19 protein-coding genes are annotated in these 24,923 nt (G+C 73.0%); 11 read left to right on the top strand and 8 right to left on the bottom strand.

Annotated elements, in window-relative coordinates:
* Positions 1 to 75 precede the first annotated feature (75 nt).
* From ACZ49J_RS05195 to ACZ49J_RS05175, 5 genes are all read right to left on the bottom strand, one after another.
* Positions 76 to 1,890: a sensor histidine kinase gene (locus ACZ49J_RS05195; protein WP_467448587.1), complete on the bottom strand. Its 1,815-nt coding sequence runs from the start codon at positions 1,888 to 1,890 to the stop codon at positions 76 to 78.
* Positions 1,891 to 2,350: 460 nt separating this feature from the next.
* A complete protein-coding gene (locus ACZ49J_RS05190) occupies positions 2,351 to 2,926 on the bottom strand; it encodes a TetR/AcrR family transcriptional regulator (RefSeq protein WP_467448588.1) in 576 nt (191 codons plus the stop codon).
* Positions 2,923 to 3,285: a DUF1304 domain-containing protein gene (locus tag ACZ49J_RS05185; RefSeq protein ID WP_467448589.1), complete on the bottom strand. Its 363-nt coding sequence runs from the start codon at positions 3,283 to 3,285 to the stop codon at positions 2,923 to 2,925. The genes ACZ49J_RS05190 and ACZ49J_RS05185 overlap by 4 nt, the downstream gene beginning before the upstream one ends.
* Before the next feature lie 220 nt (positions 3,286 to 3,505).
* The gene (locus tag ACZ49J_RS05180) at positions 3,506 to 4,858 is read right to left on the bottom strand and encodes a cytochrome P450 (RefSeq protein WP_467448590.1); all 1,353 of its coding nucleotides are present in this window, start codon (positions 4,856 to 4,858) and stop codon (positions 3,506 to 3,508) included.
* Between the two features lie 240 nt (positions 4,859 to 5,098).
* Positions 5,099 to 6,538: an MFS transporter gene (locus ACZ49J_RS05175; protein ID WP_467448592.1), complete on the bottom strand. Its 1,440-nt coding sequence runs from the start codon at positions 6,536 to 6,538 to the stop codon at positions 5,099 to 5,101.
* Between the two features lie 311 nt (positions 6,539 to 6,849).
* Between ACZ49J_RS05175 and ACZ49J_RS05170 the strand changes: the two genes are divergently transcribed.
* The 9 genes from ACZ49J_RS05170 to ACZ49J_RS05130 all read left to right on the top strand — a co-directional run bounded on the left by ACZ49J_RS05170 (position 6,850) and on the right by ACZ49J_RS05130 (position 19,517).
* Complete coding sequence (locus ACZ49J_RS05170) at positions 6,850 to 8,628, top strand: fatty acyl-AMP ligase (protein WP_467448593.1); 1,779 nt, start codon at positions 6,850 to 6,852, stop codon at positions 8,626 to 8,628.
* Complete coding sequence (locus ACZ49J_RS05165) at positions 8,625 to 12,599, top strand: beta-ketoacyl synthase N-terminal-like domain-containing protein (RefSeq protein ID WP_467448595.1); 3,975 nt, start codon at positions 8,625 to 8,627, stop codon at positions 12,597 to 12,599. Before ACZ49J_RS05170 ends, ACZ49J_RS05165 begins: the two co-directional genes overlap by 4 nt.
* 63 nt (positions 12,600 to 12,662) lie before the next feature.
* Positions 12,663 to 13,622: an alpha/beta hydrolase gene (locus ACZ49J_RS05160; protein WP_467448597.1), complete on the top strand. Its 960-nt coding sequence runs from the start codon at positions 12,663 to 12,665 to the stop codon at positions 13,620 to 13,622.
* Between the two features lie 18 nt (positions 13,623 to 13,640).
* On the top strand, positions 13,641 to 14,960 hold the full coding sequence (ccrA, locus tag ACZ49J_RS05155) for a crotonyl-CoA carboxylase/reductase (RefSeq protein ID WP_467448598.1): 1,320 nt from the start codon (positions 13,641 to 13,643) through the stop codon (positions 14,958 to 14,960).
* A gap of 218 nt (positions 14,961 to 15,178) precedes the next feature.
* Positions 15,179 to 16,888, top strand: a complete 1,710-nt coding sequence (locus ACZ49J_RS05150; RefSeq protein ID WP_467448599.1) for a sensor histidine kinase — start codon at positions 15,179 to 15,181, stop codon at positions 16,886 to 16,888.
* Positions 16,885 to 17,295: a roadblock/LC7 domain-containing protein gene (locus ACZ49J_RS05145; RefSeq protein ID WP_467448600.1), complete on the top strand. Its 411-nt coding sequence runs from the start codon at positions 16,885 to 16,887 to the stop codon at positions 17,293 to 17,295. Before ACZ49J_RS05150 ends, ACZ49J_RS05145 begins: the two co-directional genes overlap by 4 nt.
* Positions 17,292 to 17,666, top strand: a complete 375-nt coding sequence (locus tag ACZ49J_RS05140; protein ID WP_467448601.1) for a DUF742 domain-containing protein — start codon at positions 17,292 to 17,294, stop codon at positions 17,664 to 17,666. The genes ACZ49J_RS05145 and ACZ49J_RS05140 overlap by 4 nt, the downstream gene beginning before the upstream one ends.
* Positions 17,647 to 18,252 carry a GTP-binding protein gene (locus ACZ49J_RS05135; protein WP_467448602.1) on the top strand — a complete coding sequence of 202 codons (606 nt, stop codon included), beginning with the start codon at positions 17,647 to 17,649 and terminating at the stop codon, positions 18,250 to 18,252. Before ACZ49J_RS05140 ends, ACZ49J_RS05135 begins: the two co-directional genes overlap by 20 nt.
* Entirely contained in the window at positions 18,249 to 19,517 is a 1,269-nt protein-coding gene (locus ACZ49J_RS05130; protein ID WP_467448604.1) for a cytochrome P450, read from the top strand. The genes ACZ49J_RS05135 and ACZ49J_RS05130 overlap by 4 nt, the downstream gene beginning before the upstream one ends.
* 112 nt (positions 19,518 to 19,629) lie before the next feature.
* Here ACZ49J_RS05130 and ACZ49J_RS05125 read toward each other — a convergent pair whose 3' ends face one another.
* Entirely contained in the window at positions 19,630 to 20,661 is a 1,032-nt protein-coding gene (locus ACZ49J_RS05125) for a 7-epi-alpha-eudesmol synthase (protein ID WP_467448606.1), read from the bottom strand.
* A gap of 551 nt (positions 20,662 to 21,212) precedes the next feature.
* Between ACZ49J_RS05125 and ACZ49J_RS05120 the strand changes: the two genes are divergently transcribed.
* Positions 21,213 to 21,605: a VOC family protein gene (locus ACZ49J_RS05120; RefSeq protein WP_467448607.1), complete on the top strand. Its 393-nt coding sequence runs from the start codon at positions 21,213 to 21,215 to the stop codon at positions 21,603 to 21,605.
* A gap of 74 nt (positions 21,606 to 21,679) precedes the next feature.
* Here ACZ49J_RS05120 and ACZ49J_RS05115 read toward each other — a convergent pair whose 3' ends face one another.
* Positions 21,680 to 21,979: a DUF4235 domain-containing protein gene (locus ACZ49J_RS05115; RefSeq protein WP_467448608.1), complete on the bottom strand. Its 300-nt coding sequence runs from the start codon at positions 21,977 to 21,979 to the stop codon at positions 21,680 to 21,682.
* Between the two features lie 74 nt (positions 21,980 to 22,053).
* Positions 22,054 to 23,070, bottom strand: a complete 1,017-nt coding sequence (locus ACZ49J_RS05110; protein ID WP_467448611.1) for a glutathione S-transferase family protein — start codon at positions 23,068 to 23,070, stop codon at positions 22,054 to 22,056.
* 864 nt (positions 23,071 to 23,934) lie between these two features.
* Between ACZ49J_RS05110 and ACZ49J_RS05105 the strand changes: the two genes are divergently transcribed.
* Positions 23,935 to 24,873 carry a cation diffusion facilitator family transporter gene (locus ACZ49J_RS05105; RefSeq protein WP_467448612.1) on the top strand — a complete coding sequence of 313 codons (939 nt, stop codon included), beginning with the start codon at positions 23,935 to 23,937 and terminating at the stop codon, positions 24,871 to 24,873.
* The last annotated feature ends 50 nt before the right edge of the window (positions 24,874 to 24,923 follow it).

Below are 24,923 nucleotides of genomic sequence, written 5' to 3'. Positions count from 1 at the left end.
GTTCCTCCAATCCTCGGGAATGCGAGCAGGGCGTCGGCGCCAGGACCCCGAGCGCCGTGATGGGGGAGAGGGGGCTTACGGGCTGGTCGGCGGCTCGGGATCGGAGTCGGGACCGTGGTCGGGGCGGGCCCACGATCCGGTGTCCCCGGTGCCGGACCGGCGCCCGCGATCGAAGGCGCCGAACAGCGACCCCGCGTCGCGCGTCGCCGGGCGTTCCCCCGTCTGCCGCTCGACCGGTGCGGCGGCATCGGCCGTCGCCCTGCGCCGTTCCCGCTCGGCTTCCGCCTCGGCCATGGTGCGGCCGGGGGCACGGACGGGCAGGCCGTTCGAGGTCGAGGCCACGGGACCGCGGCGCGTCTCCCGCCCGGCGGGTTCCGTCCGGTGCCGCTCGGGGAGCTCCGTACTGGCAGCGGGCCGGACCGTGGCGGCCGGCCGCGCCGCCGGGTCGGGCGGTCCGGCCGCCGTGCCCTGCGCGACGCCGGTGGGCGTGAGCGCCGGTGCCGCCGCCGCGGGAGGTGGCGCGGTCCGCTGGGGCGCGGGTTCGCGCTGCTGGGCGAGGAGTTGCGGGGGCAGCAGGACGACGACGCCGGTGCCGCCGCGTGACGAGGGCCGGTAGTTGACGCTGATGCCGTACTTGACGGCCAGCCTCCCGACCACGGCCAGACCGAGGCGCGTTCCCTGCAAGGAGGCGAGGTCCGTCATCCGCCCCGTCACCGCCTCCTCGGCACGCCGCATCGCGGCGTCCGCCATCTTCAGGCCGCTGTCCTCGATCGTGACGACGATTCCGGCGCTGCGCTCCTCGACGTACACGTGGACCTCGTCGATCGGCGGCGAGAAGTTGGCGGCGTTGTCCACCAGTTCGGCGAGCAGGTGCATGACGCCTTCCGCGGCGAACCCGGAGATCGCGGCGTTCGTCGAACAGTGCAGCCGGACGCGCCGGTATGCGGCGATCCGGCCCACGGCGCCCCGGAGGATGCTCTCCATCACGATCGGCTTGTTCCACGCCCGGCTGGAACGGCCGCCCATGAGCAGCGCCAGCCGGTCGGTCATCAGGCCCAGCTGCGAGGTGCTGTGATCCAGCTTCAGCAGGTCACCGAAGACCTCTTCGCCGTGGCGCTCCTGCATCTCCCGCAGATCGGCGAGCATGCTGACGGCCTTGGCCTGGACCCGGCTCAGGGCCTTCGCCGAGGCGGCCTGCGCGGCGGCGGCCCGCCGTTCACTGTGGGCCAGTTCCCGAATGAACGATTCGGCCGGGGCCCGCAGCAGAGGAACCTGCGGCAGCTTCAGGTCGGCGACGACCGTGTCGGCGGAACCTCCCTCCCGTAGCTGCGTCAGCGCGGCGGGGAGGGTCTCCTTCGTCAGCCGCTCCAGTTCGGCGGCGATCCGGGTCAGCTCCTCCTGAGCCTGCCGTCGCTCGGAGTCCAGGGCCTCGGCACTCTTGACGTCCTGCTCCACCGCGGTGGAGAACGCGTGCATGAGCTTGCGCAGCTGTGCGTCGGACGGCTGCGTCACGCTCGTCAGCGTGTCACTCGCGCTCACTCCCTCACGCAGCCGTGCGGCGACGGCGGGCAAGGTGACGTTCACCAGATGCGCGGACTCGGCCGCCCGCTGCGCCAACTGCGCCTCGAGCAGGCCCGCTTCGGCTGCCTGAGCCGCGGCGGACCGGTGCGAGCGCCGGACCAGCGACGCACTGACGACAACGGTGACGGCCACACACAGCCAAGCGCCCAGCACTGACGTCATCGCCCAGGTGCGGGCACTCGTGGGCGCCGCCGCGACCGCCGTTCCAGCCGCCGCCGCACTCACCACCAGCACGGCCACGGGTATGAGGCGTGAGGCGTGGGGCGCCTTCCCTGACCGGTGCTGGCTGAGCGGTGAAGGCACTGACATTCAGCGGTCCTCGGTCCTTTGACGGCAGAAAAGAACAAAGCGGCCGAGCGCACGGCCGCGGACAGACGGAGATGCGCCAAGAGGACGACGATCGTCCGGTAGGCGTTTGCTCATGCTAGTCATCCATCACCGCGCCGAGATCCGACGAGCCGCATAGTTTGCTCAGGACACTATTTCGACGTGAAGCTGCCACCCCGGCGGGCGCGACATGGTAGAGCGAGCGGATGTGCCTCCCTCGCCCCTGACGACCGTGAACGTCCACCGGCACGTCGTCGCGGGCTGGTCGGCACCTACGGAACCACTGTTGTTACGGCGTGTCGGCGACGACGGATCGGCCTGTTTCCGGCCAACCTGTAGGACGGTGCGTCAGATCGACCGGCCGGACGGAGCCGAGAACGGCGACCGCGTACCGATCACCGACGTGCCCGCCTCCGAGGCCCGGTGCGTGCCCCCGGCCCCCTCACCGGCTGCGGTGGAGGGTGACGAGCAACTGCCACGACTGGTCGGCGATGTCGTCCGGCGCCGCGTCGATGAGGCCGTGCAGCCAGTCCGCGAGGACCCCCGTGAAGGTCGCCGCCACGGCGGACGCGACCAGCGGGGCGTCGGCGGCACCGGCCAGTTCGCGTTCGCGGAGGCTGTAGGCGCGCAGGTCACGGTGGAGAACGCGGCCGAGCGGGCCGCCGCCCCCCGGGGTGAGCAGGGCGCGGTACAGGCCGGCGTGCGGCGCGAGCCCGGCGAAGAACTCCCGCAGGGACGCTGGTGCCCGCACCGGGTCGGGGCGGCCCCGCCACGCGTGCAGGGCCTCCACGGCCTCGCGCACGAAGTCGGCACAGGCGTCCACGGCCAGTGCCTCCAGGTCGGTGTAGTGCAGGTAGAACGTGGCCCGGCCCACCCCCGCCCGCCGGACCAGCGCGGCCACACTCAGGTCGGCCAGCGGATGCCGGGCGCACTCGTCGAGCAGGGCCTCGCGCAGCCTGGCGCGGGTGCGGGCGGCCCGGGGATCCTCCGGGGCCGATGGCCGGTCGCCCGGGGTCACTGGGCGACGAGGACGGCGGCGAGGGCGAGGGCGCCGGGGAGCGCCTGGGCGACGAGGATGCGGCGGTTGGCGGTGGCGGCGCCGTACACACCCGCGACGATCACGCAGCAGAGGAAGAAGACCTGGACCCGGAAGCCGGTCGGGTCCCCGGCGACCAGCCCCCACACCAGTCCGGCCGCCAGAAAGCCGTTGTAGAGCCCCTGGTTGGCGGCCATGGCGGCGGTCCGCCTCGCCATCTCCGGATCGAACCCGTGGAACCCGAACCCGGGCTTCCTCTGCCACAGGAACATCTCCATCACCAGGATGTACACGTGCAGGGCAGCCACCAGCGCGACCAGCACGTTCGCGAATATCTCCATCGTCTGCGGACTCCGTCGTACGTTCGTTCACTTCATGGGCAGGTGTCCACTATAGCTGGACACCTGTCCACGAAGTGAGGAGCGTCGGACCCGGCCGTTGGCTGCGGGCATGGGTGATCACGAAGTGACCGTGCGGCGCGAACGCATCGAGGACCGGCCGTGAGGGGAGCGGCGGCCCCGCATCGAGGACGGTCCGGGAGCGGGGGCCCGCGATCCGGTTCTACGAGAGGGCCGTCGCCCGCGGCCGGGCCGTCATCAGCAGGGTGCTCGGCCGTACGGTCGCCCGTGCCACGGGGCGGACCGTCTGTCCCGGAGCGAGTTCCAGGCGCCAGTCCCGGACGATCGTGGCGATCGCCGTGGTCAGCTCGGCCTGGGCGAACCGGTCTCCGATGCACTTGTGCTTGCCCGCGCCGAAGGGCAGGAACGCCCCGTCGGGCAGGGCGGGTCGGCTGTCGTCGAGCCAGCGGTCCGGGTCGAAGGACAGGGGGTCGGGGAAGAGCGCGGGGTCCCGGTGGAGGGCGTGCTGGCAGTACGCCAGCTCGGTGCCGGCCGGGATGTCCCAGTCGCCGAGGCGGGTCGGTCGCAGCGTGCGGCGGGTGACCAGCCAGCCGGTGTGGTGCAGCCGCAAGGCCTCCGTGATCACCCGGCCCAGATACGGAAGCCGGGCGAGGTCCGCGAAGGCCACGGGGCGCTCGCCCACGGCCTCCGCCAGCTCCGCGCGTACCCGCTCGTCCACCTCCGGGGCGCGTGCCAGCTCGTACAGCACCCAGGACAGCACCGACGCCGTGGTCTCGGTCCCGGCCACCGCCAACGTCAGGATCTCCGAACAGATCTGATGGGCGGTCAGTGGCTCGCCGGTCTCCTCGTCCGTCGCCCGAAGCAGCAGGGAGAGCATGTCCCCGGTGTCGCGGCCGGAGGCGCGCAGCGCGTCCACGGCCTCGCCGATCGTGGTCCGCACCGCGTCCCGGGCCGCGACGAACCGCCGGTTGGCGGGCAGCGGGAGCCGTTCCGCCCAGTCGGGCAGCATGATGCGGGTGCCGACACCGTTCATCACCACGGACAGGTCGCGTCGCAGCCGGTCGAAGGCGCTCTTGTCGATGCTGGACGAGAACACCGTCGCGGCGAGCATGTCGAGGGACAACTCGACCATCACCTCGCGCACGTCGAGCACGCGTCCGGCGCGCCAGCCGGCCGTGGTCCGGGTGACCTGCTCGCGCATCAGGTCGACGTACCCGGTTATCTCGCTCTGCTTGAACGCGGGCTGCAACTGGCGCCGTTTGCGGACGTGTTCGGTGCCGGCCGCGGTGACCACACTGTCGCCCAGCAGCTGGCCCATCTTCTCGAAGAAGCGGCCCTTGTCGAGCGTCGGACCGAGGTCCACCAGCATCGTACGGATCAGGGCGGGGTCGTTGACGACGATCATCGGTTTGGGGATGCGGATCTCGACGAGACGGCCATAGCCCCGTAGGGAGGCGATGAAGCCGAGGTTGTCGCGCATGAGGGGCTTCGCGTGACCCAGCAGCGGGAGCGAGCCCGCGGCCCTGGGTATGGGGGGAGGCGCGGTGGTTGTCACGACGGTTCACCGGCTTTCTTCAGGGTGATCCCAGCGCGTCTATGACTTCCCGCTTCCTCACCGGCCCCATACGTGTCCATGACCACTGGGGCATCGCAGGTTGCCGCGTGGACGTCGTGGGTAACCATGCGCTGTTCGCCCGCGCGAAGACGAGTCCGGCCGCCGCCGCCCCCGAACGCCCCATTCCGGGCTGGCGCCGGCTCCTCACCAGGGCAATGGCTCCTCACAAGGGCCGGCTCCTCACTTGGTGAGGCTCGGCAGCCGTACCCGCGCCACCACCCGCCGGTGCCGGCCCCGTCGGTGCAGGGTGAGGAGGGTGACCGCCGCCCCGGCCAGGACGCAGCACGCCGCGAGCCGCAGCCCGAGGTCGTAGCCCTCCAGGAAGGCGCTGCGGGGATCCGCTCCGGCGCGCAGCTCGGAGCGTTCGCGGCGGGTGAGCACCACACCCACCAGGACCACGCCGAAGACCCCCGACACCTCCCGTGCCGCGCTGAGGAGTCCGGTGGCCATGCCTGTACGGGCCTGGGGGACCCGCAGCAGCGAACGCACCGTCAGGGGAGTGGTCAGCGCCGACCCCGCCCCGATCAGCAGCAACCCCGGCTGCACGTCCCAGTACCCGGCGCGCCGGCCCGTCCCCGACACGGAGAGCAGCCCGACCGCCACCAGCCCCAGCCCGGCGGAGATCGACACGTGCGCGCCCAGCGTCCGCGCGGCGCGCTCGGCGAGCGGCGTGCACAGCAGCAGCGCGCCGGCCAGCGGCAGGAAGGCCAGGCCCGCCCTGGTCGGGGAGAAGCCGAGGACGCGCTGGAGGTAGAGAGCGGTGAAGAAGAACACGCCGTTGACGCCGATGCCCCACAGCATCTGCGCGAGCACCCCGCCGGTGAGGAACCGGTCGCTCAGCAGCCGCAGGTCGACCAGCGGGCGCTCGGCCCTGACCTCCACGACCACGAACACACACGCGGCGAGGGCGGCGACACCCAGGCAGAGCCGCACGGGTGTGGTCGTGAACCCGTGCTCGCCGCCGCGCACCAGGCCGTAGGTGAGGAGGTACAACGCCAGCACGGACCAGCACACACCGGGCAGGTCCAGCCCTCCGCGCAGCGGCGCCGCGGAGCTCTCCGGGGGCGGGACCGGGACCGCCGGCACCAGCAGCAGCGTCAGCAGACCGAAGGGGACGTTCAGGGCGAACACCCACTCCCAGGACCACCGTTCCGTGACGTACCCGCCGACCACGGGGCCGAGCGCCAGCGCCACCGCCAGAGCCGCCGTCCACAACCCGACGGCCGTGGATCGCCGGTGCGCGGGGAGATCCGCGGCCACGACGGCCAGCGAGGCCGGAACGACCAGCGCCGCACCCACGCCCTGCGCCGTCCGCGCCGCGATGAGCGTCCCCCCGCTGTCCGCGAGCGCCGCCGCGGCCGAGGCGACCGTGAACACCACGATCCCCGCGGCCACCACCGAGCGGCGACCGAGCAGGTCGGTCAGCCGTCCGGCCGGCAGCAGCAGCGCGCCGAAGCTCAGCACGTAACTGGCTGCCACCCACTCCAGATCCGTGACCGACAGGCCGAGTTCACGCTGTACGGTCGGCAGCGCCACGTTGATCACCGTGTTGTCGAGCGTCGTGACGAAACCGGTCAGCGTGAGCAGCGCCAGCAGCGCGAACAACCGTGCACGTCCCACCGTCGCCCCCTTCACCGCGGGTGTGGTGGCAGGAATTCTCGGGGGCGGGACGGCACCGCGGCTCTGCCCCCGAGCACCGAATCGGGATCCGCGTTTGTCAGCGAGCTGACAGAACCGGCGAGACGAACTGTCAGCACGTCGTCTAACCCCACCGGCACCCGACGGCGGAACCTGGTGCACCGCGCCACGACCGACAGCTCTCCCGCGCGACAGCACCCCCGCGCCACAGCACCCCCACGCGAGAAGCTCCGCACCCCCGACAACTCCCTACGCCCACAACGGTTCGACCGTTCCGGTCAGTTGGAGCCGCCATGCCTTCCGCTCGGCCCGCCCCCCAGGCCTTACTGACGGACCATCTGCGGCACTGGGCCCGCCACCGGCCGCAGCAACGCGCCCTCACCCACGTGGACTTCCCGGCCCCCGACTCTCCGGGAGCGCACCGCACCCTCGGCTGGCGGGCCCTCGACGCCCGTGCCCGAGCGGTCGCCGGACGCCTCGCGACCGCGGGCGCGTCCCCCGGCGACCGTGCCGCCCTCCTCCTGCCCCAGGGCCTCGACTACGCGGCGGCCTTCCTCGGCTGCCTGTACGCCCGGGTGATCGCCGTCCCCCTCTTCGGCCCCCAACTGCCGGGCCACGAAGGCAGACTGGCCGCCGTCCTCGCCGACTGCGAACCCGCCTGCCTGCTCTCCGACACGGGGACGGCGGACTCCGTACGGGACTTCCTTCGGGACTACGGTCTCCCCGAGCCGCCGGTCGTCCCCGTCGACCGACTCCCCGCCGACCGGGTCTCCGCCGGTCGAACCCCTTCCGTCAGCCCGGACCCCGGACACGACGCCCAGGACGCGCCCACCGGTCCCTCCGTGCCCGCCGACCCCCCGCCGAACCCCGACGACATCGCCTATCTCCAGTACACCTCCGGCTCCACCCGCACCCCCGCCGGTGTGATGATCAGCCACGCCAACGTCGTCGCCAACGCGCACCAGGCCATCGAGGCCTTCGTCGCCGACCCGGAGACCGCGACAACGGTCGGCTGGCTGCCCCTCTTCCACGACATGGGCCTCGTACTGAGCATCGCCGCGCCCGTCGTCGGCGGCTTCCCGTCCGTCCTCATGGACCCCGCGGCGTTCCTGGCGGACCCCTCCCGCTGGCTGCGCCTCCTCGGCTCGTACGAGGGCACGATCAGCGCCGCGCCCAACTTCGCGTACGACTACTGCGTGGCCCGCACCGATCCGGATCTGGCCGACGAACTGGCCCTCGACCGCGTACGGGTACTGATCAACGGCAGCGAGCCGGTCCGGCCCGGCACGGTGGAACGCTTCCAGGCCGCGTTCGGCCCGGCCGGGCTCGACCCGGTCGCCCACTGCCCGGCGTACGGGCTCGCCGAGGCCACCGTGTTCGTGACGGCCGACGCGCGCCCCGCGCCGCCGGCCACCGTGCCCTGCGACCCGGACGCGCTCGCGGCCGGACGCGTCGAGGAGTCGGCGGACCCGGGGGCGACCGTTCTCGTGTCCTGCGGCGCCCCCGTCGGACAGGAGGTACGGATCACCGGGCCCGACGGGAGCGAACTCCCGGAGGGCCACGTCGGGGAGATCAGGCTGCGCGGGCCGAACATCGGACTGGGCTACTGGAAACGCGACGCGGACGACACCTTCGGCGAGCCGGAAGGGTGGCTGCGCACCGGAGACCTCGGCGCCCTGCACGACGGCCGGCTCCTCGTCACCGGCCGTCTGAAGGACCTGCTCGTCGTGGACGGCCGCAACCACTACCCGCAGGACGTCGAGGAGACCGTCCAGACGGCCCTCCCCATGGTCCGCAGGGACCGCCTCGCCGCCTTCGGCGTGCCCCGCCCGGACGACGCGGGTGAGGAACTCGTCGTGGTCGCCGAACACCGCCGGGACACCGCACCGACCCCGCGGGAACGCCGGGAGGCCGAAGTCCGCGTGCGCGGCGCCGTGTCGGCACGCCACGGGCTGCGGCTGGGCGCCCTCGTGCTCGTACCACCGGGAGCGGTGCCCCGGACGAGCAGCGGAAAGGTGGCGCGGGCCGCCAGCCGGGCCCGCTTCCTCGACGGCGGGTTCGGTCCCCGGTGACCGCCACGGCCCTGACCCCCGGTGAGGTCCGTACCGTGGTCGTCGAGCGGCTGTGCGCCTGGTACGGGCTCGCCGCGCACGAGATCGCCGACGACCGGCCGCTCACCGAACTCGGACTCACCTCGCGGGACGCGGTCGCCCTGGCCGCGCTGCTGGGGGACCGCGCCGGGCGGCGGCTGCCCAGCACGCTGCTGTGGGAGGCCGGGACGATCGAAGCGCTGGCGGCGCGGCTGGGCGGGGAGCGGGCGGGCGGGGCCGCCCCCGACCGGCCTGTGACCGACGGGCCTGTGACCGACGGGCCTGCGCCCGGCCGACCCACGACACAGGACTCTCCGGCCGGCACTCCCGTCGCCGACACCCCCGTCGCCGTCATCGGCCTCGGCTGCCGCTTCCCCGGAGGCGCCGACTCGCCCGGCGCGTACTGGCGGCTCCTCACCGACGGCCGGGACGCCGTCGGCACCGTACCGGACGGGCGCTGGGACCCCTTCCCGGGCGCAGGCGAAGCACCACGGCACGGCGCGTTCCTCACCGATGTCGCCGGCTTCGACGCCGAGTTCTTCGGGATCGGCGCGCACGAGGCCGCCGCCATGGACCCGCAGCACCGCATGCTTCTGGAGGTCACCCGCGAGGCGCTCGACCACGCGGCGGTGCGCGTCCACGGCACGCGCACCGGAGTCTTCGTCGGTATCAGCGGCAACGAGTACGCCCATCTCACCAGCACCGCCCCCGACGCCTGGACCGCCACGGGCGGGGCCCTGAGCGTGGCGGCCGGCCGCCTGTCGTACGCCCTGGACCTGCGCGGCCCGAGCATGGCCGTGGACACGGCGTGCTCGTCGTCGCTGGTCGCCGTGCACCACGCGGTGGCGGCCCTGAGGACGGGGGAGTGCGACACCGCGCTCGCCGCCGGGGTCAACCTCCTGCTCACCCCGGCGGTCACCCTCGCCTTCCACCGGACGGGCGCGCTCGCACCGGACGGCCGGTGCAAGGCGTTCGACGCCCGCGCGGACGGGATCGTGCGCGGCGAGGGCTGCGGTGTCGTCGTCCTGAAGCGGCTCGCCGACGCCGAACGCGACGGCGACCGCGTGCTGGCGGTCGTCCGTGCCTCGGTGGTCAACTCCGACGGCCGCTCCAACGGCCTGACCGCCCCCAACGCCCACGCCCAGCGCGCCCTGCTCACCGAGGCGCACGCCGGCCCGACCACCGTCGACTACGTCGAGGCACACGGCACCGGCACCGCACTCGGCGACCCCATCGAGGCGGGCGCCCTCGGCGCGGTGCTCGGCAGCGGCCGCGACCTCGACCAGCCCCTGCTCCTCGGCTCCGCCAAGACCAACCTGGGCCACCTGGAGGCCGCCGCCGGAATCGCGGGGCTCATCAAGACCGTCCTGGCGCTGCACCACGGTGAGATCCCGCCCCAGCTGCACTTCACCCAATCAGGACCGCACGCCGACCTCGACGCGCTGGGCCTGCGCGTGGTGACCTCCCGCGAGCCGTGGCCCCGCTACAGCGGCACGGCGACCGCCGGCGTCTCGTCGTTCGGCTTCGGCGGCACCAACGCACACGTCGTGCTCACCGAACACCGGCCGGGAGCACGACGCTCACGCCGGTCCCCGCGGCCCGGCCCGACCGCCCCCGCCCTGCTCCTCCTGGACGGCCCGACACGCGACCGCGTCCGCTCCCACGCCGCCGAACTCGCCGACCGGCTGCCGCCGCGCGCGAGCGACAGCGACGTGGCGTACACCCTCGCCGGCCGCACCCCCCGCGGCGGCCACCGGGCCGCCCTCGTCACCCGCGACCGCGAGGAGACGGCGGAGGCGCTGCGGCGCCTCGCCGCGGGCGAACCCTCCCCGCACGTCGTCACCGGCGAGGGACGACACGGCGACGCCGTCTGGGTGTTCTCCGGCTACGGCTCCCAGTGGCCCGGAATGGGACGCGGACTCCTCGCCACCGAACCGGCGTTCGCCGACGCCGTGGCCCGCCTGGAACCCCTGCTGCGGCGCCACGCGGACCTCTCCCTCACCGAGGGCCTCGCCCCGGACGCCGACCTGTCGTCACCCGCCACCGTCATGCCCGTGCTGTACGGCGTCCAGGTCGCCCTCGCCGCGCTGTGGCGCTCCTACGGCCTGCGCCCCGCCGCCGTCATCGGGCACTCCCTGGGCGAGATCGCCGCGGCCGTGGTGTCCGGGGCGCTGGACGAGGACACCGGGGCGCGGATCGTCGCCCTGCGCTCCCGGCTCCTCGACCGGCTGACCGGCGGGGCCATGGCCGTGGTGGACCGCCCTGCCGACCGGATCCACGCCCTCGCCGGGGACCTGCCGACCCTCGATGTGGCCGTGCACGCGTCCCCGGTGCAGAGCGTCGTCACAGGCTCGGCCGAGGACGTGGCCGCGCTCGTCGCGCGGGTGACGGCGGAAGGCGGGTTCGCCCGGCCCATGAAGGTCTCCGGAGCCGGACACTCGGTGCACGTCGAGCCGCTGCTCGGGGAGTTCGCCCGGGCTCTGGGGAAGGTACCGGCCACGGCGCCCGGCTGCCCGCGCTACTCGACGGTGCTGGACGATCCACGGGACCCGGCACCGTACGACACCGCCTACTGGGTCGCCAACCTGCGCAATCCGGTGCGCTTCCTGCACGCCGTGCGGGCCGCCGCCGAGGACGGGCACCGCGTCTTCCTCGAAGTCGCCCCGCACCCGACGCAGTCGCATCCCCTCGGCGACACCCTGCCCGAGGACGCGCTCGTCGTCCCCACCCTGCGCAAGGACACCGACGACGCCCTCACCTTCCGCACCTCCCTCGCCACGCTCCTCGTCCACGGCGTACCGGCGCCGAAGCTGCGCGAGCGGCTGGGCGGCCGCGTCGTGGACGTACCGTCGCCCCGCTGGCGGCACCGCCGTCACTGGTTCGGGGAGCGGGCCGACGCACCCCCGGCCGAGGCCGAGCGGCCGGCGGCGACCGGTCCGCTGGACCGGCTGCGGCGGTGCGTGGCCGGGGTGATGGGCTTCGGCCCGGACCGGCTCGACCCGGACACGCCCCTCACGGACCTCGGCCTCGACTCGCTGACCGCCGTGCGGATACGGTCCGCCGTCGAGAGGGAGTTCGGGGTCACGCTCGAAGCCGGGGTGATGCTGCGGCGCGGCACCCTCCGGGCGGTGGCGGACCTCCTCCGGGCGCCCGCCCCCCTCCGCACGCTTCCGGCCGACGGCCCCGGCACCCCCCTCTTCCTCTGCCACGCGGCGGGCGGCGATTCCGGCGTCTACACCCGCCTCGCCGAACGTCTCGACGGCGACCGCCCGGTGTACGGCTTCGACCGGCAGCCCGACCCCGACGACGTACCCGGCAGGGCGACGGAGTTCGCACGGCGCGTCCGGGAACTGCGTCCCGACGGGCCGTGGATCGTGGGCGGCTGGTCGTACGGCGGACTCGTGGCGCAGGAGGCCGCCCGCCGGCTCGCCGCCCACGGCACCGTGTCCGCCCTCGTCCTGCTCGACTCGGTGCTGCCGCTGCCGGCACCGGCCGGTGTGACACCGGGCGACATCGAGCGCAGCCACTTCGAGGGCTTCGCCGCGTACGTGGAGCGCGCCTACGGCACCCCGCTCCGTCTCCCTCACGACGAACTCGCCGCCCTGGACGACACCGAGCGCATCGACCTCGTCCTCAAACTCCTAGCCGAGGCCGTCGACCCGCCGCCGTCCGTGCTGGAGCACCAGCGCACCTCGTACCTGGACCTGCGCAGCGGTGAGCGGCACCAGCCGGCGCCGTACGACGGCAGGACGCTGCTCTACCGGGCGAGCGGGCCGGCCCCGCACACCGTCCGCGACACCCGCTACGAGCGCGACGACGCCGCCCTCGGCTGGGACGCGCACTGCGCCGACCTCACCGTGGCCCCGCTGCCCGGCCACCACCTCGCCCTGCTCGACCCACCCGTCGTCGACACCCTCGCGCGGCTCCTGAGACGGGACCTGGCCGACGCCTGACGGTGACGGGCCCGGAAAGCCCGGCACCCCCCGGAAAGCCCGGAAAGAGACGAGGACCACCCCATGCCCCTGCCCCGACCCACGCGCAGATCCGTCCTTCTCGCGGCGGCCGCCGCGACCGTCGCCCCTGCCGTCGCGGCCACTCCCGCGGCGGGCGCCGGAGCCCGCATCACCGGCGAGCGGTGGCTCGACGCGCGGACCGTCGACCTCACGGTCGCGTCCCCGTCCGTCGGCGCGTCCCTACCCGTTCGGGTGATTCTCCCGACCGGGTACGCGGCGCAGCCCACCCGGACCTGGCCCGTCCTGCACCTCCTCCAGGGCGCGCACGACGACTACACGTCCTGGACACGGGAGACCGACATCGCGGCCTTCCTCGCCGACAAGGACGTCATCGCCGTGATGCCGTCCTCCGGGCCCACCGGCATCCCCACCGACTGGTGGAACTACGGGCTCGGCTCCCCGGACTACGAGACGTTCCACGTCGACGAGGTCATGGAGTTGCTGCGCACCACCTACCGGGCGGGCACCCGGCGCGTCGTCGCCGGTGTGTCGACCGGCGGCTACGGCGCGTTCGCGTTCGCCGCCCGGCGCCCGGGCCTCTTCACCGCGGCCGCCTCGTACAGCGGCATCCTCGACACCCTCGCCCCCCGCATGCCCCTCGTCATGAGCGCGATCGTCGCCCGCGAGTCACTGATCCCGCTGACCCTGTGGGGGGCCTCGGTGCTCCAGCGCACCAACTGGGAGCGGCACAACCCCTACACCCTGGCCGCCGCCCTCAGGGGCACCGCGCTGTACCTCTCCCAGGGCAGCGGGCAGTCCGGCGGCGCCCCCGACAACCTCGAAGGAGCGCTGCTCGAAGGGACGCTGTGGGAGCAGTCGCAGCGGTTCGCCGCGCGGCTGGGCGCGCTCGGCGTCCCCGCCACCACCCACTTCTACAGCGGCGGCGCGCACGCGTGGCCGTACTGGCAGCAGGAGTTCCGGGCGTCGTGGCCGATGCTCGCCACGGGCCTCGGCCTCAGCTGACCGAAGGAGGACACACTCATGGAGCCCCTCGACCCCCTTGCCGAGGCCGTCGTGGCCGGAGCCACCGCTGACGAACTCCAGCGACTGCCCCTGCCCGACCGGTTCACCGCCGCACACCTGAGAAAGGAGGACGTGGGCGGCTTCACCGGAGTCGCCGACAAGGACGTCCGCAAGACGATCCACGTCGGACCGGTCCCGATGCCCGAACTCGCCCCCAACGAGGTGCTCGTGGCCGTCATGGCGAGCGGCATCAACTACAACACCGTCTGGTCGGCGATGTTCGAGCCCATCCCGACCTTCACCTTCCTGAAGCACTACGCGCGCCAGGACCGCTGGGCTGCCCGGCACGACCAGCCGTTCCACGTCGTCGGCTCCGACGCGTCCGGCGTCGTCGTGCGCACCGGGTCCGGGGTGCGCAGGTGGCGGGCCGGTGACCACGTCGTCGTCAGCCCCGTGTCCGTCGACGAGGAGGACCCGGCCACGCACGCCGACGGCATGATGGACGCCGGCCAGGTGGCGTGGGGCTTCGAGACCAACTACGGGGGCCTCGCCCACTACGCCGTGGTGCGCACCACCCAGCTCCTGCCCAAACCCGCCCATCTGACCTGGGAGGAGGCCGCCGCCAACCCGCTGTGCGCCGGCACCGCGTACCGCATGCTCGTCTCCGACCGGGGCGCCCGGATGACCCAGGGCGACGTCGTGCTGATCTGGGGCGCGGCCGGCGGACTCGGCGCGTACGCGATCCAGTTCGTGCGCGGTGGCGGGGGCATCGCGGTCGGTGTCGTCAGCAGCGAGGCGAAGGCCGAGTACGTGCGGGGCCTCGGCTGCCAGGTCGTGATCAACCGGGAGGAGATCGGCCTCACCGGCGACGCCCAGGCCGACCCGATCGCCGTGGGCAAGCGGCTGGGACGGCGGATCCGGGCGGAGACGGGGGAGGACCCGCACATCGTCTTCGAGCACGTGGGCCGCGCCACCTTCGGGGCCTCCGTCTTCGTCGTACGGCGCGGAGGGACCGTCGTGACGTGCGGCTCCAGCTCGGGCTACGCGCACGAGTTCGACAACCGCTACCTGTGGATGCGGCTGAAGCGGGTCATCGGCAGCCACGGCGCCAACCTGCGGGAACAGGCCGCGGTGGGGCGCCTGTTGGACATCGGCCACCTCCGGCCCGCGCTGACCGCGACCTACCCGCTGGCCGAGACCGCGGAGGCCGCCCGGCTCGTCCAGGACAACGCCCACCTCGGCAAGGTCGGCGTCCTCGCCCTCGCGCCCCGGACCGGCCTCGGCGTCACCGACCCGGAACGGCGGGGGCGGCTCACTCGTACACAACCGCGAAGGTGAGGGGCGGGAGTTGTCGACATGAGGAACTCGGGCGGAGGGTGACCAATACTTGACGGACGGGCGGCGGAGTGGTTGATCATCTCGCTCGCCTACCCTATAAGCTCCTTTGCGGCGCCGGGGGTTGACGCGATCGCAATGGGGTCGGCTCTCGGTGCGTACGCATGAGTGCGACTCCCTTGCCCGCCCCTTGCTCGATCGTGTTGCTTCGAAGGATGCAGATGGAACTCGCCACTCCGCCTCCGGCGGCACGGCCGCCCGTCGCCTGGTACAGCTGGTGGCTGCTGCCACTGGCCTCAGGGGGTGGAACGGTCGCCGTGGCGGCCGCGGCCCCGGGCTGGGCCGGCCCGGCCGTGGCCGCGGGTGGGGCCGTGACGGCCGCCTGTGCGGCCTGTGTACGCCTGCTCATCCGTTCGCGGCGTCAACTGCGCGATAGTGCCGACTCCTTTCGGGGGGCACAGGCCGAGCACTCCCAGCGGTGGCAGCAGCACGTGGCGGGCCTGGAACAGTCGTTCGCCGCCGAGCGCGCCGCGTACGAGGAGCGGTACGCCGAGCAGACGCGCGAGTACGAGGCCCGGCTCGCCGAGCAGAACCAGGCCTGGCAGGAGCAGTTGGACAAACAGCAGGCCGCGGTGGCCCAACTCGCCGCGCGGCAGCTGCCCGACGCCCTGAAGCGGCTGCGCGAGGGCGAGGCCATCGACGACGTGCTGCCCACCATCACCCAGTGCGCGGAGGTGAGCGCCGACCTGCGGGCCGAGCTGCGCAAGGTGCTGCGGACCTCGCTCATCGCGGTCGAAGCGGAGTTCGACCGCTCGACCGCGGCGGAGCAGGCCGTCGTCAGCATCGGCAACCGCATCCACGTACTCACCAGCAAACTCCGCGGCCGACTGCACGAGTTGCAGGGCGAGCACGGCCGGCTGCCCGCCGTCGCCCGGGGACTCATGGAGCTCGACCAGGCGATCGGCCCCGCCGACTGTCTCGCCGCCAGCGTCGGCGTCCTCGGTGGCTCCGACCGGCCCGGGCGGCAGTGGCAGGAGCCGCAGCGGCTGCTCAGCGTGGTCCGCGGCGGCATCGGCCGCATCAAGGACTTCGACCGCGTCCAGGTCCGCCATCTGCCCGACCTCGGCGTCGACGGCGGACTGGTGGACCACCTCACGCTCGTCTTCGCCCACTTGCTGGACAACGCGGCCCGCTACTCGCCGCCCACCGAGCCCGTGCTCGTGTCCGGCAAGGAGGTCCCGAACGGCGTCGGCATCGAGATCCAGGACGCCGGCAAGGGCCTGAGCGAGGAGAAGAAGCGCGAGGCCGAGCAGGCCCTCGCCGGTACGGCGGCCGGACCCGGCCTCGGCGGCATCTCCGAGGACGCCAACCTCGGTCTGCGTGTCGTCGGCGCCCTCGCCCGCCGCTACGGCATCCGCGTCACCTTCGCGGACTCGCCCTGGCTCGGCACGTCCGTGGTCGTCGTGGTCCCGCACAAGTACTTCAGCCCGCTGCCCGCGTCCTCCGGCGTCACCGCACCGGCCGACCGGTCCGGGGCCGACGCGCCCGCCGCCGGCCGTACGCCGGCCGCGACGGCGCCCACCGGCCGTGGTGAGCACACGGACGGCGCGGAGGACGGCGAGGAGCCGGACACCACGCCCGGCGGACTGCCGCGGCGCCGCAGGCGCGGTGAGCCGGCCTCCCGGACCAGGACCACGGAACAGGCCGAAGCCGCCGCCTCGGCCGTACCGCCGGACACGTCCTTCCGGGGTCTGGCCGCCTTCGCCACGGCCGGGCGCGGGATCTCCACGGAGCGCGTGACCACCGGGCGCGGGACGGACACCGCCGCCGACCGGGCGACCGCCGGACGCGACAGCGACGTCGCGGACGAGCAGACCGGCACCCGCGCGTCCACCGAGCAGCACACGGAAGAAAGCGACCAGTCCTCATGACGCACCACGGAACCGACGTGAGCTGGGCGCTCCGCGACCTCGTCGAGAGCATCCAGGAGATCCGCTTCGCCCTCGTCGCCTCCAGCGACGGCAAGGCCATCACCTCCTTCGGCGCCGAGGACCCCGACGACGTCGACCGCTTCGCCGCCGTGGTCGCCGGCCTGCAGGCGCTCGCGCAGCCCGTCGCGGAGCAGTTCCCCCAGCACGCCGGACAGCTCCGGCTCGCGATGATCGAGGTCGACGGCGGCCACCTCTTCGTGGTCCGGGCCGGAGTCGAGACGTACCTCGGAGTGCTCGCCAGGGAGGGCCTCGACCAAGGGCTCCTGGGCCACCAGATGATGGACCTGGCCCGCAGGATGGGCGACCTCCTCGGCACCACTCCGCGCCTGGAGGACCACTCTGGATGAGCGCTCCCCGCCGGCCCACGGACCCTCCCGGTCTCGAGCGCTACTACGTCCTCACGGGCGGCCGCAGCGGACCGGGCGGCGGTTCGGCGTCGAGCCTCGACGTGGCGACCCTCATCCTCGCCCGCTCCGCCCCCGTACCGGGCATGCAGCACGAGCACGAGGAGATTCTCCGGCGCTGCCGTGATCCGCTGTCGGTGGCCGAACTCGGCGCCCACCTCCAGTTGCCCTTCAACATTCTCGCGGTGCTCCTCGCCGACCTGCTCGACGCGGACCGGATCGAAGCCCGTGACCCCATCCCGGCGTCCGACGCCGACCGCGGGCCCGACCTCGCGCTCCTTGAGGAGGTACTCAGTGGACTTGAAAGGCTTTGACCACCCCCACGGGACGGCGGCCGGAGGCACCCGGTCCGTGAAGATCATGATCGCGGGCGGGTTCGGGACGGGCAAGACCACCCTGGTCCGCTCGGTCAGCGACATCAGGCCGCTCACCACCGAGGCGACCCTGACCGAGGCCAGCGCCGGCGTCGACCATCTCGTAGGGGTGACGGACAAGCAGGAGACCACGGTCAGCCTCGACTTCGGCAAGATCGGCATCAACGACGAGCTGGTCCTGTACCTGTTCGGCACCCCGGGCCAGGAACGGTTCTGGTTCCTGTGGAACGGCCTGTTCAAGGGCGCTCTCGGCGCGGTCGTCATCGTCGACACCCGGCGGCTCGCCTCCAGCTTCCGGGCCATAGAGGAGATGGAGCGGCAGAGCGTCCCCTTTGTCATCGCGCTCAACGTCTTCCCCGACTCCACCGAGCACCCGGTCGAGGAGATCCGCGACGCCCTCGACATCTCCGAGGGAATCCCGGTCGTGGCCTTCGACGCCCGCGACCGCGCGTCCAGCCGGGACGTGCTCGTCGCCCTGATCCACCATCTCAAGGATCGCTCCGCCGTCGCCCTGGAGTCCCGATGAACGACCAGCCTCCGACCACGGAACAACCCTTGAGCGATCCAGAGGCAGAGCGTGGGTGCCCCGTCGCCCACGGTGACGTCACCCGCCTGTACGGCCCCGACGCGTCGGTCGACCCCCAGGGCATCTACGCCCGGCTGCGCAAGGAGTACGGCGCCGTCGCCCCCGTCCTGCTCGAAGGGGACGTTCCCGCCTGGCTGGTGCTGGGCTACCGCGAATGCCGGCGCGTGCTCGACAACCCGCTGCAGTTCAGCCGCGACTCCCGCATCTGGCGCGACTGGAAGGAGGGCCGGATCGAGGCCGCCTCACCGCTGATCCAGATGGTGGGCTGGCGGCCCGACTGCGTGTCCCAGGACGGCGAGCCGCACCGCAGGCTGCGCGGCGCGGTCACCGACAACCTGCACGCCGTCGCGAGCCGCGGCATCCGACGGCACGTCACGCACTTCGCGAACAAGCAGATCGACGCGTTCGCCGCGGTCGGCACCGCCGACCTGGTGGCCGACTTCGCCGAGTACCTGCCGATGCTGGTCCTCACCCGCGTGTTCGGGCTCGCCGCCAGCGAGGGCCGCACCCTGGCCGAGTCCTGCGCCCACGTCATCAAGGGCGGCGCGGACGCACTCGCGCACAACGACCGCATCATGCGCATCCTCGGTGAACTCGCCGAGCGCAAACGGCGGGAGCCCGGCTCCGACTTCACCACCGGGCTTCTGGAGCACCACGCCGGTCTCGACGAGGACGAGGTGCTCAACCACCTGCGCCTGGTGCTGATCGCCGCGCACACCACCACCAGCAACCTGCTCGCGCGGGTGCTCCAGCTGATCCTCACCGACACCTCGCTGCTCGCCGGGCTGGTCAGCGGCGAACTGAACGTGTCCTCGGTCATCGAGGAGGTCATGTGGAACACGCCCCCGCTGGCCGTCCTGCCGGGCCGGTTCGCCACCGCCGACCTCGAACTCGGCGACACGGGCGTCAAGGAGGGCGACCTGCTGGTGCTCGGGCTCGCCGCCGGCAATCTGGACCCGGAGATCCGCCCTGACAGCGGCGTCTCCCTGCAGGGGAACCAGTCCCACCTGGCGTTCAGCGGCGGCCCGCACGAGTGCCCGGGCCAGGGCATCGGCCAGGCCATCATCGAGGGCGCGGTGGACGCCCTGCTGCACCGGCTGCCGGGCCTCCATCTCACCGTACCGGCCGAGGAGTTGACCTCGACGGCCTCCACCTGGGAGTCGCGGCTGGACACCCTGCCGGTGGCGTTCGCGCCTGAGCGCTGAGCACTGATCCCTGAGCGCTCAGCGCTCAGGCGCGGGGCGCTCCGCCCGGTCGGCCGTGTCCGTGCGGCCGGGCGGGGCGGGAACCCGTCGTACAGAGGCCCCACCGGGCTCCTCACACGGCGAGCAGGTCGTCCAAGGACCCCTTCCCCGCCAGCTCCGCCGAGGCCGCGGGCCCTTCCTTCGCCGTCGCGTACCGGCCCGAGGTCAGCGCCCACTCGTAGTTGCCGTTGATCCAGTGCTGGATGGCCTCCACCCCCATGCGCACCTGATCGCGCTGCTCGTCGGTCAGCCCCAACTCGGCGCACATCTCCGGTACCTGGGCCTCCAGCGCGAGGTACTCGTCGAGGCACTTGATGGTCATCCGGTACGCCTCGTCGGCGGCCTCCTCCCAGGAGCAGCCGCGCTCGCGGTGGAGGACGGCGATGAGGTTGTGCCCGTCGCCCCGGCGCTTCTCGCGCTCGAAGGAGTGGATGTCGTTCATGAACCCTATGGTGTCGGCGGCCAGATCACGCAGGCGCACCATCAGCGGGTGCGCCTGCACCTGCGCCGGCACCTCGAAGCCGCGGCTGCGCTCACCGGCATCGATGCTGTGGTGGATGCCCACCGTGCGGCGCCGGAACTCGGCGTACTCCGCGAGGCTCAGCGTCCCGGCGAGGCCCCGGGCCGCGAGATCCACCTCCTCGGTGTGCGCCACGAGGAACCGGCCCCAGGAAGCCGCGAACCGGGTGCGCCAGGTCAGCGACATGCCCTTCGAGAGGTGCGTCCAGACCTCCGCCCAGGCCAGCGTGATCGGGCAGACCACTCTCGGTGCGGTCCCCGCCGGGCGCAGCGGAGTGGCGACGAGTTCCCGCGCCACCTCCGATATCCGGTCCGCCCGGTCGGGCTGTGCGGTGTCGAACTGGTCGTCGAAGAGGAAGGCCAGGGAGAACCAGTTCATGAGGACGACCATGTCCTCGGCCGACGCGTGGGGGTAGGTCCGGGCCGCCGCCTGCGGCAGGTCCCAGGACCGGTACTCGTCGAAGGCCTCCTTGCTGCGGACCAGGCGCATGTCCCAGACCCAGCGCAGATGGCGGCCGCGGGCGTGTTCCAGATGCTGACTGACGGGGGTGTCGAAGGGGAGATCGAACGTGACGTTCTGCGGCATGCCGCATCCTCTCGCAAGACTCAACCACGCATTTCCAGCCGCAAGTTGAGGGCTCAAAATGCGCTACGAGACTGCCCATGCCGCAAACGATCCATGGTGTGACGTGGATTACTGGCGGTGCGGTTGTGGCCACAGAAACGCGTCGCGCGGACGGGTTGGATTCGCCCCGCCGCCCCTACCCGTCCCGTCCTCAGGGGCTCCGCCCCCAGACCCCCGCATCGGCCTTGCGGCCTCGTCCTCAAACGCCGGACGGGCTGCACTGTCAGCCCCTCCGGCGTTTGAGGAGCGGGGCCCGGGGCGGAGCCCCGTGCGGGGTCGAAGGGGGGAGCCCCTGAAGACGGGACGGGTAGGGGCGGCGGGGGCGAAAACCCTCCCTGGGCGGGCGCCACAGCGGCAAGGACCACCCCGGACCCACACCAACCGGCCACATTCCCCCCGCACTTCGCGCCGACCCCGGCCCCGCGGCCGACTGATTCCCCGGTACGGGGTACCCGGCAGCGCACAGGCGCCGGCGGACCGCCGCCCGCGCCCGGGATACCGACGGAGGAACGATGGCACTCGTACAGACAGGGGTCGTGGTACTGGACTGCGCCGAGCCCGAGAAGCTCGCCGCCTTCTACAAGGAACTGCTCAACGCCGAGGAGACGGACGCGACCGCCAACCGGGTCGAGATCTGCGGCGCCGGCGGCACCCGGATGGCGTTCCGCCGTGACGTGAACGCCACCCCGCCGAGCTGGCCGCGACCGGAGAACTCGCTCCAGGCCCACCTGGACTTCCTCGTCGACGACCTCGACGAGGCCGAGCGCAAGGTCGTCGGTCTCGGCGGGCGCCCGGTGGACACCAAGGAGCCGGCCGGGCCGTTCGAGGAGCGCGGATACGCCGACCCGGCCGGCCACTCCTTCACCCTGCGCCGCGTACGGTCCACGGCACCGAAACAGGGCTGAGACCCCCGGGGCCCGGCGCCATCGGCCAGGCCCCGGCGGTCCCGGCGGTCCCGTCGGAGACGACGCGCACAGTCTCAGGCTGCCCGGCCCTCCTTGTCGGACGAAGGCCACACCCCCGTCCGGTGCTCGATGACCGTCGCGCCCGCGCGGTCCACCGCGCTGCGGACCACCGCGAAGATGGCGCCCTGTACGGCCGCGGCCAGCAGGATCTCGCCCCAGTCGCGGTCCTGGTCCAGCGCGTCGGGCGCGTCCTCCTCGTTGCGGATGGCCTTCCACGTGGCGCGGAACGCCATCCCCGCCAGGGCACCGCTCAGCCAGCCGAGTACGAACCCGGCGGGCTTGTAGACGAGCGGGAGTGTCTTCTTCTTGGCCACCTGGATCTCTCCTCTCTTCACTGCTCAGGGCTCAGGGCTCAGGGCCCAAGGGGGGAAGGGGCAGGGCTCAAGGCTCAGGGCCGTCCCTCGGCCGGGACCGCCTCCGGCTCACGCACCGGACCAGGCGGGGTGCCGTCACCGAACGGACGGCCCCCGAGGTCCTGACGGCCGTGCGGGGAGAGCCAGCCGGACAGGTCGGGGCCCAGCGGCACGATGCCGGTCGGGTTGATGCCCGTGTGCACCTCGTAGTAGTGCCGCTTGATGTGGTCGAAGTCGACCGTGTCGCCGAACCCGGGCGTCTGGAAGAGATCGCGGGCGTACGCCCACAGCACCGGGTCCTCCGCCAGTTTCCAGCGGTTGCACTTGAAGTGGCCGTGGTAGACGGCGTCGAAGCGGACGAGCGTGGTGAACAGGCGGATGTCCGCCTCCGTGATCGTGTCGCCGACCAGGTATCGCCGGCCGGCCAGCCGCTCGGACAGCAGCGCCAGCCGGCGGAACACCGCCGTGCACGCCTCCTCGTACGCCTTCTGGTGGTTGGCGAAACCCGCCCTGTACACGCCGTTGTTGACGTCCTCGTAGACGTCCGCCATCACCTCGTCGATCTCGTCGCGCAGCGCGGCCGGGTACAGGTCGGGCGCGCCCTCGCGATGCAGGTCCGTCCACTCGGTGGCGAGGTCCAGGGTGATCTGCTGGTAGTCGTTGGTGACAAGGCGGCCGCTCGCCACGTCGACGAGCGCGGGCACGCTCACCCCGCCCGGGTAGCCGGTCTCACGCGCGTCGTACGCCTCCTTGAGGTAGCGGATGCCGAGCACGGGATCACGGCCGTCCGGGTCCAGGGTGAAACGCCAGCTCCGGTCGTCCTGGATCGGGTCCGCGATCGCCAGCGACAGGGCGTGGTCGAGTCCCAGGAGGCGCCGCGATATCACGGCACGGCTCGCCCAGGGGCACGCCCGGCTGACGACCAGCCGGTAGCGGCCGGCCTCCACCGGCCAGCCGTCCCGCCCGTCGGCCGTGACGCGGTCGGTGAAGTGGCTCTTCGACCGCCTGAACTCCTTCCGTCCGTACGCGCTGTTGCCCTCGCCGACTGTCATGAGCCCCTTCCTTCCCGGTGTGGCCGGTACGAGTACCCCTGGCGAGCGTGATCAGTACCCCGGTGTGAACGCCGCCGGCCGGGGCAGTCGGCGGGAGTGAAACGGACGGAGGACCACGCAGACCGAGGCGGCGACGGTGAGTGGCCGCGAAACCGCGAGGGGTACGCGGAACGGACCCCGCCCCCGCCGGGGGGCCAGGGGACGTCGCCCCCGGACGGAGCAGCCGGAGCAGCCGGAGCAGCCGGAGCAGACGGAGCAGACGGAGCAGACGGAGCAGACGGAGCAGACGGAGCAGACGGAGACGGAGCGGACCGACCAACCGGACCGGACGGATCAGATGGCTTCGACGGGCCGGATGGACCGGACGGTCCGGGCGGACTCGACGGGCCGGATGTGCCCGACGGACCCAACGGACCCGACGGACTCGACGGGCCGGATCGACCGGGCGCACCCATTGCACCAGGCGGACCGGATGGACTCGACGGACCAGATGGACTCAACGGGCCGGATGGACCCGACGGACCGGGCGGATTCGACGGGCCGGATGTGCCCGACGGACCCGACGGACCCAACGGACTCGACGGATTCGACGGGCCGGATGGACCGGGCGCACCCACGGCACCAGGCGGACCGGATGGACTCGACGGACCGGACGGGCCGGACGGACTCGACGGGCCGGGCGGACTCGACGGGCCGGGCGGACCGGAGGGCCCCGAGGGGCCAGGCGGACCGGCCGGATCAGACGGAGACGGAGCAGACGGACCAACCGGACCGGACGAGCGGCGCGCCGAGCGCGCGCGGCGCTCGAAGCGGAGGGCGCGTGCCGAGCGGAAGGCGCGGTCCGACCGCAGGACGCGGATCACCGTGCTGGTCGCGCTGGCGGCGAATCTCCTGATCGCCGTGGCGAAGGCGGTGGGCGGGGTGCTCGCCGGCTCGCCCGCGCTGCTGTCCGAGGCGGCCCACTCGGTCGCGGACAGCCTGAACGAGGTGTTCCTGCTCGCCGCGCTGCGCCGCAGCCGCCGGCCCGCGGACAGCCGCCACCCCTTCGGCTACGGCAAGGAGCGCTTCTTCTGGTCCCTGCTCGCGGCCGTCGGCATCTTCGTCATGGGCGGCTGCTTCTCCTTCTTCCAGGGTGTCGAGGCGTTCACCGGCGGAGCCGAGGAGTCGTACGACGGCTATGTGGCGGGTCTGATCGTGCTCGGCATCGCGCTGCTGTCCGAGGGGGCCTCCTTGCTGCGGGCCCTCCACCAGGTGCGCCGGCAGGGCGGTGGCGCCGACGGCCTGCGGGACCCCGCCCTGCGGACGGTCGTCGCCGAGGACGGTACCGCCGTGCTCGGCGTGACCCTGGCGATGGCCGGGATGGCGCTGCACATGGTCACGGGCCAGGTCGTCTGGGAGGCGTCCGCGTCGTTGGCCATCGGCGCGCTGCTGGTGTACGTCGCCTTCTGGCTGGGCCGGGACGCCCGGGACCAGCTCATCGGCCGGGCCGCCGACCCGGAGCTCAGCGAGAGGGTCCGCGCCCTGCTGCGGAGGCAGCCCGAGATCGACAGCGTGGAGGCCCTCCAGACCATGCAACTCGGCCTCGAATCCACCCTCGTGGCCGCCCGCGTGGACCTTGTACCCGGTCTCGACAGCGAGGAGGTGGAGGAGGTCTCGGTGCGCATCAAACGCTCCATCGCCGACGCCGTCCCCGAGGTCGAGCAGGTCTTCCTCGACGTGACGGATGCGTCGGCCCGCCGGGCCGGCACCGGCATGGAGACAGCGGAAAGCCCCGCCGCGACGGGGGAGCGCGGCGGGGCCTGACGCACAGGTGCCCGGCGGACGACGGTTCATGCGTCCCGAACCGAAGATTC

This window comes from Streptomyces sp. NPDC030840 (assembly GCF_055572015.1).
This window is presented reverse-complemented; position numbering and strand designations above follow the sequence as displayed.

What these genes read in the sequence shown, in the direction of transcription:
- ccrA (WP_467448598.1), top strand. Translation starts at nt 13,641, where the DNA reads ATGGAGCCCCTCGACCCCCTTGCCGAGGCCGTCGTGGCCGGAGCCACC.
- ACZ49J_RS05170 (WP_467448593.1), top strand. Translation starts at nt 6,850, where the DNA reads ATGCCTTCCGCTCGGCCCGCCCCCCAGGCCTTACTGACGGACCATCTG.
- ACZ49J_RS05145 (WP_467448600.1), top strand. Translation starts at nt 16,885, where the DNA reads ATGACGCACCACGGAACCGACGTGAGCTGGGCGCTCCGCGACCTCGTC.
- ACZ49J_RS05130 (WP_467448604.1), top strand. Translation starts at nt 18,249, where the DNA reads ATGAACGACCAGCCTCCGACCACGGAACAACCCTTGAGCGATCCAGAG.
- ACZ49J_RS05185 (WP_467448589.1), bottom strand. Translation starts at nt 3,285, where the DNA reads ATGGAGATATTCGCGAACGTGCTGGTCGCGCTGGTGGCTGCCCTGCAC.
- ACZ49J_RS05120 (WP_467448607.1), top strand. Translation starts at nt 21,213, where the DNA reads ATGGCACTCGTACAGACAGGGGTCGTGGTACTGGACTGCGCCGAGCCC.
- ACZ49J_RS05140 (WP_467448601.1), top strand. Translation starts at nt 17,292, where the DNA reads ATGAGCGCTCCCCGCCGGCCCACGGACCCTCCCGGTCTCGAGCGCTAC.
- ACZ49J_RS05160 (WP_467448597.1), top strand. Translation starts at nt 12,663, where the DNA reads ATGCCCCTGCCCCGACCCACGCGCAGATCCGTCCTTCTCGCGGCGGCC.
- ACZ49J_RS05110 (WP_467448611.1), bottom strand. Translation starts at nt 23,070, where the DNA reads ATGACAGTCGGCGAGGGCAACAGCGCGTACGGACGGAAGGAGTTCAGG.
- ACZ49J_RS05195 (WP_467448587.1), bottom strand. Translation starts at nt 1,890, where the DNA reads ATGTCAGTGCCTTCACCGCTCAGCCAGCACCGGTCAGGGAAGGCGCCC.
- ACZ49J_RS05125 (WP_467448606.1), bottom strand. Translation starts at nt 20,661, where the DNA reads ATGCCGCAGAACGTCACGTTCGATCTCCCCTTCGACACCCCCGTCAGT.
- ACZ49J_RS05150 (WP_467448599.1), top strand. Translation starts at nt 15,179, where the DNA reads ATGGAACTCGCCACTCCGCCTCCGGCGGCACGGCCGCCCGTCGCCTGG.